The 12,989-nt window shown below is 62.9% G+C and carries 10 protein-coding genes; 6 read left to right on the forward strand and 4 right to left on the reverse strand.

What is annotated here, in order from left to right; genetic code table 11:
- The first annotated feature begins 248 nt into the window (after nucleotides 1-248).
- From MESCI_RS17550 to MESCI_RS17560, 3 genes are all read left to right on the forward strand, one after another.
- Entirely contained in the window at nucleotides 249-1,469 is a 1,221-nt protein-coding gene (locus tag MESCI_RS17550) for an OmpP1/FadL family transporter (RefSeq protein WP_013531282.1), read from the forward strand.
- A gap of 306 nt (nucleotides 1,470-1,775) precedes the next feature.
- Nucleotides 1,776-3,500, forward strand: coding sequence for a dihydroxy-acid dehydratase (gene ilvD, locus MESCI_RS17555; protein WP_013531283.1), 1,725 nt, complete (start codon nucleotides 1,776-1,778; stop codon nucleotides 3,498-3,500).
- Entirely contained in the window at nucleotides 3,487-4,326 is an 840-nt protein-coding gene (locus MESCI_RS17560; RefSeq protein WP_013531284.1) for a tetratricopeptide repeat protein, read from the forward strand. The genes ilvD and MESCI_RS17560 overlap by 14 nt, the downstream gene beginning before the upstream one ends.
- Before the next feature lie 50 nt (nucleotides 4,327-4,376).
- Here the strand turns inward: MESCI_RS17560 and MESCI_RS17565 are convergent, their stop codons facing one another.
- From MESCI_RS17565 to erpA, 4 genes are all read right to left on the reverse strand, one after another.
- The gene (locus MESCI_RS17565; protein WP_244506831.1) at nucleotides 4,377-4,631 is read right to left on the reverse strand and encodes a hypothetical protein; all 255 of its coding nucleotides are present in this window, start codon (nucleotides 4,629-4,631) and stop codon (nucleotides 4,377-4,379) included.
- Between the two features lie 134 nt (nucleotides 4,632-4,765).
- The gene (xth, locus tag MESCI_RS17570) at nucleotides 4,766-5,560 is read right to left on the reverse strand and encodes an exodeoxyribonuclease III (protein ID WP_013531286.1); all 795 of its coding nucleotides are present in this window, start codon (nucleotides 5,558-5,560) and stop codon (nucleotides 4,766-4,768) included.
- A 17-nt stretch (nucleotides 5,561-5,577) separates the two neighbouring features.
- Nucleotides 5,578-5,973, reverse strand: coding sequence for a VOC family protein (locus MESCI_RS17575; protein ID WP_013531287.1), 396 nt, complete (start codon nucleotides 5,971-5,973; stop codon nucleotides 5,578-5,580).
- Nucleotide 5,974: 1 nt separating this feature from the next.
- Nucleotides 5,975-6,322 carry an iron-sulfur cluster insertion protein ErpA gene (gene erpA, locus MESCI_RS17580; RefSeq protein WP_013531288.1) on the reverse strand — a complete coding sequence of 116 codons (348 nt, stop codon included), beginning with the start codon at nucleotides 6,320-6,322 and terminating at the stop codon, nucleotides 5,975-5,977.
- 90 nt (nucleotides 6,323-6,412) lie between these two features.
- Between erpA and MESCI_RS17585 the strand changes: the two genes are divergently transcribed.
- From MESCI_RS17585 to MESCI_RS17595, 3 genes are all read left to right on the forward strand, one after another.
- A complete protein-coding gene (locus MESCI_RS17585; RefSeq protein WP_013531289.1) occupies nucleotides 6,413-7,627 on the forward strand; it encodes a deoxyguanosinetriphosphate triphosphohydrolase in 1,215 nt (404 codons plus the stop codon).
- Nucleotides 7,628-7,702: 75 nt separating this feature from the next.
- A complete protein-coding gene (argS, locus tag MESCI_RS17590; RefSeq protein ID WP_013531290.1) occupies nucleotides 7,703-9,460 on the forward strand; it encodes an arginine--tRNA ligase in 1,758 nt (585 codons plus the stop codon).
- 103 nt (nucleotides 9,461-9,563) lie between these two features.
- Complete coding sequence (locus MESCI_RS17595) at nucleotides 9,564-12,911, forward strand: SPOR domain-containing protein (RefSeq protein ID WP_013531291.1); 3,348 nt, start codon at nucleotides 9,564-9,566, stop codon at nucleotides 12,909-12,911.
- Nucleotides 12,912-12,989: the final 78 nt, after the last annotated feature.

Consider the following 12,989-nt stretch of genomic DNA (forward strand, 5'->3'; position numbering starts at 1 on the left):
TGCCATAATGTAACAATGGGACTCCCGGACCCCAAAAAAGGCCTGTTTTCGAGCCTTTTGGATGGTTCTCTCTGTTTTTTGAGAGCCGCTCAGCCTTCACAGACCATTTTTCGGCCTTGCCGCACCCGGTTGCATTTCCTCGAAAATGCGGCTGGCCAGTGTGTACATGTACGCCCGCGAATTCGTTGTTGCACCGTTAACCTGAATTGGTTCTAGCTTGGTGCACTCGAATTCGGGGAGGACATTTCATGACTATTCTGCGACTGAAGGCGCTGCTGGGGGCGGGCTGCTTTTCGCTGGCTTTGATCGGGACGGCGATGAATCCGGCACATGCCGGCGGCCTGGAGCGTGGCGGCTACGATATCGATCTGCTGTTCGATCCGGCTCCGTTCGCGACCGAAGCGGAAGCGACCTATGTGATGCCGGACCGCAAGTACGAGAATGCGCGCGGTCCAGGCGGAGCCGATCTCGGCTTGGGCACCTCGGCCGACGGAGCCGAGGGCTATTGGGTTCCGCGCGTGGGAATGAAGGTCCAGGTCGTGCAAGGCGTGGATTGTATGGTCGATTATTCGCAGCCCTGGGGCGCGCATACCGCACCTGGCATGTGGAATGGTGCGCTTTCCAATACGGAAACCGATATCAAGAGCAACAACTACGCTGGTACATGCTCTTATAAATTTGATGCGGGCAAGGGCCAACTTCGTTTTATCGGCGGGCTGTTTTACCAAGACATCTCGGGATTCAAAGAAAGCTTGGTAAACGTCCTCCCAGCATTGACAGGCCGTGTCGATCTCGAGGCCAGTGGCTGGGGTTGGCGCGCAGGCGTCGCTTATGAAATCCCCGACATCGCGTTGCGCGCGAGCCTTGTCTACAATTCGAAAGTCAAGCTCGACAATATCTCGGGTGCGCTCGACCTCACCAGTATTGGCAGAGGCGTTACCGATATTTACGGATCAACACAGTACATGCCTGATTCCGTGGAGCTGAAGTTGCAGTCGGGTATCGCTCCCGGCTGGCTTGCCTTCGGTTCGATCAAGTGGGTGAACTGGAGTTTGCTGCAGAGCGTTCCTATCTGCCCGGTGGGGGCTCCGTCCTCACTTTGCTTCACCAACGGCCCGGCAGAGGCAACCTCCCTTGACCTGATGTATCGTGATGGCTGGACCGTATCAGGTGGTATCGGCCACAAGTTCAACGATCAGTGGAGTGGAGCCGGTCAGTTGACTTGGGATCGCGGCACCTCGCATGGCTTCGGCGCGCAGACCGACACCTGGACGCTGGGTGGCGGCGTCGCTTATACGCCGAAGCCCAACATTGAGGTTCGCCTGGCCGGTGCAGTCGGTGTGCTCACCAGTGGTCATTCCGGCATAGTGATTGGCGAGAACGGAAAAATTATTGGTGACGACGCCACCTACGATTTTGGCAACGATCTGGTCACGGCATTTTCCGGCGGTATCAAGATCAAGTTCTAACCTGTTGAGAATTTTACAAAAAGGCCGGGCAATACCCGGCCTTTTTCATTTGGGCGGCTCTTGCCCGTGCGCCATTCATATAGGCCGCGTGCACATAAGCCGCGCTGTTGCCGCCCTCCTGCTATTGTGGCGTTTTGGCAACACTTTCTGAACAACCCCTGCGCTGGAAGCCGGGCTGAGGAAATTGCCCATTTCCCGCCATAAACCCGGCGCACCTCGATCTTGTCTCGGGACACGCGCCAAAAGGCTCGGCGAGGGGGCAGGCCGCTCCGCCCCATTTGCAGGGAAGATGGGGCAAGGAAGAGTATGGACGCCAAAGTCATCTCCAAGGCTAAGCTCCCTAGCCGCTATGTGACCGTCGGTCCGGCGCGTGCGCCGCATCGTTCCTATCTCTATGCCATGGGTTTGTCGGCGGCCGAGATTGCGCAGCCGCTGGTCGGGGTCGCCTCCTGCTGGAACGAGGCGGCGCCCTGCAACATTTCGCTGATGCGCCAGGCGCAGGTGGTCAAGAAGGGCGTCGCGGCCGCCAGCGGCACGCCGCGCGAATTCTGCACCATCACCGTCACCGATGGCATCGCCATGGGTCACCAGGGCATGAAGTCGTCGTTGGTGTCGCGCGAGGTCATCGCCGATTCGGTCGAGCTCACCATGCGCGGCCATTGCTACGACGCGCTGGTTGGGCTCGCCGGCTGCGACAAGTCGCTGCCCGGCATGATGATGGCCATGGTGCGGCTCAACGTGCCGTCGATCTTCATCTATGGCGGTTCGATCCTGCCCGGCAGCTATCGCGGCCGCCAGATCACCGTGCAGGATGTTTTCGAGGCGGTCGGCCAGCACTCGGTCGGCGCGATCAGCGATGACGAACTGCTTGAGATCGAGCAGGTCGCGTGTCCCTCGGCCGGTTCCTGCGGCGCCCAGTTCACCGCCAACACCATGGCGACCGTCGCCGAGGCGATCGGCCTGGCGCTGCCCTATTCCTGCGGCGCGCCGGCACCCTATGAAATGCGCGACCGGTTCAATTTCGCCTCGGGCGAAAAGATCATGGAGCTGATCGCCAGAAATATCCGGCCGCGCGACATCGTCACGCTGAAGGCGCTGGAGAATGCGGCGACCGTGGTCTCGGCTACCGGCGGTTCGACCAACGCGGCACTGCATCTGCCGGCGATCGCGCACGAGGCCGGCATCAAGTTCGACCTGTTCGACGTGGCCAAGATCTTCGAGAAGACGCCTTACATCGCCGACCTCAAGCCGGGCGGCAAATATGTCGCCAAGGACATGTTCGAGGCCGGCGGCATTCCGCTGCTGATGAAGACCCTGCTCGACCACGGCTATCTGCATGGCGATTGCATGACGGTGACTGGCCGCACTTTGGCCGAAAACATGCAGCACGTTGTCTGGAATGAGCATCAGGATGTGGTCCGCCCGGCCAACAGACCCATTACCCAAACCGGCGGTGTCGTGGGCTTGAAGGGAAACCTGGCCCCCGAAGGCGCGATCGTGAAGGTCGCCGGCATGGCGGAGTTGAAATTCTCCGGTCCGGCCCGCTGCTTCGATTCGGAAGAGGAATGTTTCGAGGCGGTGACGCATCGTAACTACAGGGAAGGCGAGGTTCTCGTCATTCGCTACGAAGGACCGCGCGGCGGCCCCGGCATGCGCGAAATGCTGTCGACGACGGCAGCACTTTACGGCCAGGGCATGGGCGGCAAGGTGGCGCTGATCACCGACGGGCGCTTCTCGGGCGCGACGCGCGGTTTCTGCATCGGCCATGTCGGCCCCGAAGCAGCCGTGGGTGGCCCGATCGGACTGCTCAGGGATGGTGACGTGATCTCGATCGACGCGGTGAACGGCACGATCGATGTGGCGTTGTCCGATAGCGAACTGGCGGCGAGGGCAAAGACATGGAAGGCGCGCGCGACCGATTATCAGTCGGGCGCGATATGGAAATATGCACAGACGGTAGGGCCGGCGCGCGATGGCGCGGTGACCCATCCTGGCGGTGCGAAAGAAACACACTGTTATGCGGACATCTGAGTTGTTGAGGTCATCTGTCTTTTCGGCACTGGTCGTGGCCGCCACGTTTGGCGCGACCTTTGGCGCCGTCGGCCAGGCCATGGCCTTCGACGACAAGGTGTTCGACGACAAGACCGGGGTGAAGCCGCAATCGAGCCCCTGGGCGGTCTTCCAGTTCGGCTTCTCCGCCTACAAGAATGGCCACAAGGAGCAGGCTGCCGAGGCCTACAAATACGCCGCCGAAAACGGCCAGATCGGCGCCACCTGGAAGCTTGCCCGCATGTATGCCGAGGGCGACGGCGTGGCGCGCGACGACTATGAGGCGTTCAAGTTCTTCTCCGAGATCGTCGACCAGGATGTCGAGCCCGGCTCGCCTGAGGAAAGCTATGTCTCCGATGCGCTGGTGGCGCTTGGCGACTATTTGCGCACGGGCATTCCCGGCAGCCCGGTCACCGAGAACGAGGTGGCGGCCCAGGAATACTACATGCGCGCGGCTGCCAACTACCGTAACCCGAACGCACAGTTCGAGATGGGGCAGATGTTCCTGAAGGGCGAGGGCGGGGTGAAGGCCAGTGTCAAGCAGGCCGGGCGCTGGTTCCAACTCGCCGCCGAGAAAGGCCATGCCGGCGCCCAGGCGACGCTGGGCCATCTGTTGTTCCAGAGCGGCAAGATCGTTCGCGGCCTGGCGATGATGACGGCAGCGCTCGAACGCGCTTCGCCGGCTGACCAGCCCTGGATCCGCGGCATGCAGGAAGAGGCATTTGCCACCGCCGGCGAGGCCGACCGTCGCACCGCCATCTCGCTGGCCGATGATATCCTCACCAAGGGCAACAACGCGGACCAGTAGTTTTGCTGGCGGCTGAACTGCCGATCTCCCCCACGAAGCGGGAGATTGGCTCAGTTCGCGATCGGCTCCGTCGGCACCATGCTGGGCGCCGGCGTCGAGATCGGCGTGACATGGGGGTGTGGCGCCAGCGTGTTTTCCGGGCAGCTATCCCCGATCTTCGTCCACGAGGTGTTGTTGAGCACCATATCGCAGCGGGCCAGATGGCTCTGCTCGGCCACCGTCAGGCAGGCGACCTGACCGATCTGGTAGGATTTTCCATTGGCCAAGCATTCCTGGTCGGCAAATGCCGTACCAGGAACGGCCATGGCAAATGCCAGGCCAATGGGACAAAGATGAAATCGTGTGCTCATGGAACCCCAGCCGCCATGCTGGTCTGCAATGAACGGCGCGAAATGTGGCGATATGAGGGTTCAGCGCAGACGGGCCCGGCGAGGTTCTCTCAAGCCGGCTGAAGCGCGAGATCGATCGCCACCGGGACATGGTCGGACGGTTTTTCCCAAGCGCGCACATGCTTTTCGATAGAGGCCGATGAGAATCGGTTGGCGGCTTCCGGCGACAAAAGCAGGTGGTCGATACGGATGCCGTTGTTCTTCTGCCAGGCGCCGGCCTGATAGTCCCAGAACGTATAGGTGTCGCGCGCGTCGGTGACCGCGCGCACCGCCTCGGTGAAACCAAGATTGAGCAGCCGACGGAAGGCCTGTCGCGTCTGCGGCTGGAACAGGGCGTCGCCCAGCCAGTTCTCCGGAAACCGTGCGTCGATCGGCTCGGGAATGACGTTGTAGTCGCCGGCGAGCACCAGAGCCTCCTCAAGTCTCAGCCGTTCTTCGGCCCAGCGCTCAAGCCGCGCCATCCAGGACAGCTTGTAAGGAAACTTCTTCTCGTCATCGATCGGATTGCCGTTCGGCAGATAGAGCGAGGCGACACGCAAGGCGCCCTTGTCGGTTGAGAACACGCCTTCGATGAAACGCGCCTGTTCATCGGCATCGTCGCCGGGCAGGCCCCTGATCACCTCGTCGAAGCGCAGCTTCGACAACAGCGCGACGCCGTTGAAACCCTTTTGGCCGTGAGTTTCGACATTGTAGCCAAGCGCCTCGATCTCGGCGCGCGGGAACTGCTCGTCGACCGTCTTGATCTCCTGCAGGCAGACGATGTCGGGTGCGCTCTCGGTCAGCCAATGGGTCAGGTTGCCGATGCGGGCGCGGACACCGTTGATGTTCCAGGTGACGATTTTCATGGCGGTCTCGATGCTGTTCAGTTGGGCTCTTGCGGCGGATGGCGTTCGACGAGGCCGATCGTATTGCCAGCCGGGTCCTTTAGGAAGGCCATCCATTCGCTTTCCCCCGCTGGACCGAACTGGCCGTCCGTGTCGCGATGGACAAGCGTTGGCGGCGCGGTGAAAGGCACGCCGGCGGCAGCAGCCGAGGCATGGAACTGATCAAGGCCTGATATGTCGAGATAGACGGTTCCGGCCGGTACGCCGTCGGTGAACAGCAGCCTGATTTCTCCGGCCATGATGAAGGCGATGCCCGGCGGATCGAAGCGTGCATGGACGGCCATGCCAAGCACGTCGCGCCAGAAAGCCAGCGTCACGTCGAGATCACGGCCAGCCGACAGCGCGATCTGACGGACCGCACCGATGGCAGGCATTCTATATGGAGAAACTCGTGCCGCAGCCGCAGGAGGCGACGGCGTTCGGATTGCGGATCTGGAACGACTGGCCCATCAGATCGTCGACGAAATCGATCACAGAGCCGCCCATATAGACCAGCGACAAATCGTCGATCAGCACGGTGGCGCCGTCCTTCTCGATGGCGACGTCGTCGTCGTTGCGCGTATCGACCAGATCGAACTTGTAGGAGAAGCCCGAGCAGCCGCCGCCTTCGACCGAAACGCGCAGCGCCGTCTTGCCGGCTTCGTTCGAGACAATCCTGGCGATCCGCTTGGCGGCGGCCTCGGTCATATCGACTTTCATGGCAGTCTTGGCATCAGCGCCCATGGGCGTCACCTTGCTTTCGGTTTCACATGATAGGTATGAAGCGCGAGGGGCCAAGTCAACCTGGCTAAGTCAAACGCGGCAGCATCAGCCATGACCAGTGAGTTGGGCGACATCGGATTCGGCTATCGGCCACGCGCCGCCTATGCCTGCGATCCGGCAAACTCGCGCGGACGGCTGTTCGACGAGGTGGAGAGCCCGACCCGCACGCCATTCCAGCGTGACCGTGACCGCATCATCCATTCGACGGCCTTCCGGCGGCTGAAGCACAAGACGCAGGTCTTCATCGCCCATGAAGGCGACCACTATCGCACCCGGCTGACCCATTCGATCGAAGTGGCGCAGATAGCGCGCGCCCTGGCACGGGCGCTGCGCGGCGACGAGGATCTGGCCGAGGCGGTGGCGCTGGTGCATGATTTCGGCCACACGCCCTTCGGCCACACCGGCGAGGACGCGCTCAACGAGAAGATGGCCGCCTGGGGCGGCTTCGACCACAACGCCCAATCGCTACGCATCGTGACAAGGCTGGAGGCGCGCTACGCCGAATTCGACGGGCTCAACCTGACCTGGGAAACGCTGGAAGGCCTGGTCAAGCACAATGGGCCGCTGACGGATGCCAACGGCAAGGGTCTGAAAGGGCCGGTGCCACAGGCGATCCGTGATTATTCGCAACTGCACGATCTCGAACTCGACCGGTTCGCCGGCATCGAGGCGCAATGCGCGGCGATCGCCGACGATATCGCCTACAACACGCATGACATCGACGACGGGTTGAGGGCAGGGCTCTTGACGCTGGACATGCTGGAGACGGTTTCGCTGCCCGGAACGATCCTGAAAGGCGTGCGCGAACGCTATCCCTCCCTCGATGCCGTGCGCACCGGCCACGAACTGATGCGGCGGCAGATAACGGCCATGGTCGAGGACGTGATCAGGTCGACGACCGCCAATCTCGATCGCATCAGGCCGCCGAGCGCCGATGCAGTGAGGGCAGCTGGCGAGACGATGGTGGTTTTCTCGGCCGAAATGGCTGCCCTGGAGAAGGAACTGAAGGCCTTTCTGTACAAGCACCTCTACCGGCACGCGGAGGTTATGCGGGTGCGCGCGGATGCCGAGCAGATCGTCAAGGATCTGTTCGACGCCTATTTCGCCGATCCGCGCGCCATGCCGGATGGCTGGCGCGAGGGGCTGGATCGGGCCGATGATCGCATCAAGGCGCGCAGCGTCGCCGACTTCCTGGCGGGTATGACCGACACCTACGCGCTCAAGGAACACCGGCGTTTGTTTGACCATACGCCTGAATTGGGCTAGGGCGGGCTCGATTTTGCCGGCCAACGAGCCGGATTCGCTGCAAAGCCGCCAGAGCCAGACCCCAGAGTCACACAAATGAACATCTTCGCCGATTTCACCGCGCGAATCATAAAAGCCGTCGAAGCGCTTGATCTGAAAGACAAAGACGGCATTTCGCCTGACCTGTCGCGCATTGCCGTTGAGCCGCCGCGCGACGCCAGCCATGGCGACCTGGCGACCAATGCGGCGATGGTGCTGGCCAAGCCGACCGGCCAGAACCCGCGCGCGCTGGCCGAAAGACTGGCGCAGGCTCTGCGCGACGACAAGGATGTCGCGGCAACAGAGGTGGCCGGCCCCGGTTTCGTCAATCTCAGGCTGAAGGACGGCTTCTGGCAGACACATCTGACCGCACTGCTCGGCGAGGGCCGCAACTATGGCCGCTCGACGGTTGGCGGCGGCAGGAAGACCAATGTCGAATATGTCTCGGCCAATCCGACCGGACCGATGCATGTCGGCCATTGCCGGGGTGCTGTCGTCGGCGACGCACTTGCCAATCTGATGGCCTTCGCCGGTTACGACGTGACCAAGGAATACGTCATCAACGACGCCGGCTCGCAGATCGACGTGCTCGGCCGTTCCGCATTCCTGCGTTACCGCGAAGCGCTGGGTGACGACATCGGCGAGATTCCGGCCGGGCTTTATCCGGGCGATTACCTGGTGCCAGTCGGCCAGGCGCTGGTCGCGGAATTCGGCCGCTCGCTGCTGCAGATGCCCGATGACGAGGCGCTCGCCATCGTCAAGGATCGCACCATCGATGCGATGATGGCGATGATCCGCGAGGACCTGGCGATGCTCAACGTGCATCACGACGTGTTCTTCTCCGAGCGCACGCTGCACGCCGACAATGCCAGGAAGATCCGCTCCGCGATCAACGATCTGACGCTGAAGGGCCATATCTACAAGGGCAAGCTGCCGCCGCCCAAGGGCGAGAAACCCGACGATTGGGAGGACCGCGAGCAGACGCTGTTCCGCTCGACCGCGGTCGGCGACGACATGGACCGGGCGCTGGTCAAGTCGGACGGCTCATTCACCTATTTCGCCGCCGACGTTGCCTATCTCAAGGACAAGGTCGATCGCGGCTTCGTCGACCTGATCTACGTGCTCGGCGCCGACCATGGCGGCTACGTCAAGCGGCTGGAAGCCCTGGCGCGGGCGATTGCCGGCGAAGAGGTCAAGCTCACCGTGCTGCTTTGCAATCTGGTCAAGCTGTTTCGCGAGGGCGAACCGGTGCGCATGTCGAAGCGGTCTGGCGATTTCGTGACGCTGCGCGAAGTGGTGGAGGAGGTGGGCCGCGACGCGATCCGCTTCATGATGCTCTATCGCAAGAACGATGCGCCGCTGGATTTCGATTTCGCCAAGGTGACCGAGCAGTCCAAGGACAATCCGGTGTTCTATGTCCAGTACGCCTCGGCGCGCTGTCATTCGGTGTTCCGGCAGGCGAGCGAGCAACTGGGCGAAGCCAATTTCGACCGCAACAGCTTGGCGTCGGCCGCGGCATTGCTGACCGACGAGGGCGAGATCGGCCTGATCCGCAAGCTTGCCGAATACCCGCGGCTGATCGAGTCCGCCGCCCTTGCGCTCGAGCCGCATCGGCTGGCATTTTACCTCTATGATCTGGCTTCCAGCTTCCACGGGCACTGGAACCGTGGCACGGATAATCCGGACTTACGTTTTGTTAAGGTTAACGACCGACAATTGACGCATGCCAGACTAGGGCTGGTGCAGGCTGTTTCGGACGTTTTGACGTCCGGCCTGACGTTGATCGGGGCCGCCGCGCCCACTGAAATGCGTTAGGTTTGACTAAATAACCTGTCACCTTTTGCCCACATTGCGCTGGTAAGGGCCAACCCTACGCGACGTCCATGGCGTCCGAATGAGTGCGAGTTCGGGAACAATAATGGCAGACAGAACCCAGCTGAGAGTAGCCGACAACAACGACATCGCTGAGGATGATCCGTTCGCGGAACTGACCAGGATCATGGGATTCGACCCGCGCCAGCCGGTCAGGCCGCAATCGCCCGCCCAGCCGCAGGCCCCAGCCGCCGATCACGGGCTCGAAGAGGGCGATTTCGATATCGATCTCGAGAAAGAAATGATGGGCGAGTTCGGCGCTGACGACAGCGACGCCGCTCCGGTTGTTCAGGCTCATGAGCCGACTTTCGTGCATGAGCCGGCATTCGAAGCGGCTGACGCCAGCGCGATGGACGACGAGCTTTCGGTGTCGCTCGACGACGATTTCGAACTGGACATGGCTGAGATCGACGACCACGTCGCCGGCGCCAGCCATGCGGTCGCCGCTGAAGCCGTGCCGTCCGTCGAGCCCGCTTTCGCGTCCGACATTGGCGATGCCGTCGCCGGTTCGCTCGAGGACGTGTCCCCCTTCGAGGACGATCAGTCGATGGCGGACGAGCTTGCCGCCTCGCTCGACCAGGACCTTCGGATCGATGAGGAAGCCGAAGAGGCCCTGTACAGCGTTGCCGATACGCCCGCTTCTGTCGAGCCGGTTGCCTCCGATGACGAATTCGACGATGCGGTGGCAATGTCGCTTGAAGACGAGCTGATGCTCGACGACCATTCGGCGGCGGAACAGTCATTCATGGCCGCCGATCCCGTCGAGCATGCCATGCCGGAGCAGGCGGCGGCGCTTGACGGCCAGGCAATCTCCGACGAGAGCTTTGCTGGCCTCGACGATGCCATGGCCGATGTCGACATGGATTTCGACGTTCGCGCGGATGAGCCGATCGCCTTCGACGAGCCGGAAGCGCATGAAGTGCTTGCCGATGCTGCGGACTCAACAAGCGAGATTTCCAACCCTGAAGGCCTGTCGGACGATGCCTTCGACCTGAACTTTGAAGATTCGTTCGCCGAAACGGTCGAAGAGCCGGTCGCCGAAGTTGCTGCCGCTACGGTCCAGCCGGCGGCGCCAGAAGCCAATGTCGCGCCGGCGGTGCACGCCCCGATTGCGGACGAACGGAGCCTGGAAGACGAGTTGAATGCGCTGCTGGGCGCCATGACTTCCCGCACGGCGCCGGCGGCCAGCGAGCCTGTCACGGCTCAGTCGGCTGTCGCTGCCCCGCCGCCTGTTGCCGAGCCTGCCGAGGAACCGGCCGACCTTGTCGGCGACCTCGACTGGGATCTTGACGAAACCACGCCTGAGCAGAATCGACATGTTGGCACGGCCCAAGCGGCCGACGCGGATATTGACGATCTTATGCTTGATGAACTCCAGGATCCGAACTCGGACACCATTGGCGATGTCGATTTCGACGATGATGCGTTGGACGCGGCTTTGGCCCAGGGCCTTGATCCGCGTGACGAAGCCGCTCCCCGGGACAATTCGGCGGATTCTTTCGATTGGCTTGCGGAGCGTTCCCAACCGACAGAGCCGACGCGTTCGTGGAGCCGCGTGACGCCGGTTCCGCAGCAGCCGTCATTCAGCACGCAGCCTACGTTTAGCGCTCAGCCGGCCGCTTCGGTGGCATCATCCATGGCCGCAGCGCCGGCAGTCGCCGCCATGACGTCCTATGGTTCGTCCGAGCCGGTCGAAACCTTGGCTCCCGCTGCCCCAGTATCGGCGCCGCAATCGCGCCAGCCGGCGCGTTACGAAGACATGCCCGATGTCGAGACGGTCGATGTGCCCGAGCGTGTCGTGGCGCTGGCGGACGATCTCGATATCCCCGAACTGCACTTCGAGGAAGACCAGCCGGCGTCGCCTGGCTATGACGATCTCGATGCCGAGTTCTCCAGCCTTCTCTCCGAGATGAACGCGGTGGAGGTGACTGCCGCCCCAGCAAGCAACGCGGCCGGCGCGTCTTACGATGATGGCTCCTATGCCGCGGGCTTCAAGCCGGGCTATGACAGCCTCAAGCCGGGCTATGACGGGATCAAGCCGGGCTATGACGGGGTCAAGCCGGGCTATGAGCCGGAAGCGCGAACCTATGCGGCGCGGCCGATGGAAATGTCTGCCCGCGCGGCGCCGCCCACGGGTTATGCCGACGCCTCGGGCTACGACCTCGACAACCTGCCGGGGAGCCAGCCGGCTTCCCAAGCCGATGATTTCACCGTCGATGAACTCGACTACGATCCCGAACTCGACGAGGAGATGGCTGTTCCGGGTCTCGGCGAGCGTGAGGCCGCAAGGCCGTCGCGCGGACGCGGCCTGTTCATCGCCGCGATTGTCGGCGCGGTCGCGGTCGCGGGCGGTCTCGGTGCCTTTGCGCTGTCCTTTGGCGGCAAGGGCGGCAGCGAAGCGCCCGTCATCGTCAAGGCCGACAACGCGCCGATCAAGGTCAAGCCGGAGAATCCGGGCGGCGCCGTGGTGCCCAACCAGGACAACAAGGTCTACGACGCGGTCAGGGGCGCCAAGCCCGCCGAGCCGGTCCAGGAAAAGCTGGTCACCAACACCGAAGAGCCGGTGGACGTGCAGGCGAAGGACCCGGCCCGCGCCATCGATCTTTCGCCGGACCAGAATGCAGCCGGCGCTGGAACCGATGTCGGCAATGCCGCGCCGATGGCCGGCGCCGCTTTGGCCGACAATACGGCGCCAGCTCCCAAGTCCGAGGACCGCATCGCGCAGGTGCTGCAGGATGCAGACAAGGGCACAAATGCCGATGTCGTCGCCATTGCACCGCGCAAGGTGAGGACCATGGTGGTCAAGTCGGACGGTTCGCTGGTGCCGCGTGAAGATCCGGCGGCTCCCGCCGCTCCGCAAGTGGCCGCTACCGAGCCGGTCGATCCGGCGCCGCAGCATGTCGCCCCGGCGGCGCAAGCCGATGCCGACCAGACCGGTACCGTGGCGCCTGCCGCCGCCCAGGCGGACGACGAGCCGGCCCTCAAGCCGGTGGCCAAGCCGAAGGCCGAGGCCAAGGCCCAATCGGCCAACACGCCGGCAAAGGTTCCGCTCGCGCCGCAGCGTCCGTCCGACCAGCCGGTCGATGTCGTCGGCGAGGTCAAGCCCGATCAGGTTGCGTCCATCGATCCGGCATCGACCGCGGCCGGCGGTGGCTCGTGGTCGATGCAGATCGCCTCGCAGCCGACCGTCGAAAGCGCCCAGTCCAGCTATCAGGATCTGCAGCGCCGCTATGGCAGCGTGCTTGCCGGGCGTACCGCCAACATCGTCAAGGCCGAGATCGCCGGCAAAGGCACGTTCTACCGCGTGCGCGTTCCGGCCCAGTCACGCAATGACGCGATCAATTTGTGCACCAGCTACAAGGCCGCCGGCGGCAACTGCTTCGTCTCGCGCTAAAGCCGGAGCCAACCGATTGAAAGCCGGCGCGGTCCACCGCGCCGGCTTTTTTCATGGGGAAAGCAGATCCGGCGTTGC

Origin of the sequence: Mesorhizobium ciceri biovar biserrulae WSM1271 (genome assembly GCF_000185905.1) — a bacterium.
Taxonomy (GTDB): Bacteria; Pseudomonadota; Alphaproteobacteria; order Rhizobiales; family Rhizobiaceae; genus Mesorhizobium; species Mesorhizobium ciceri.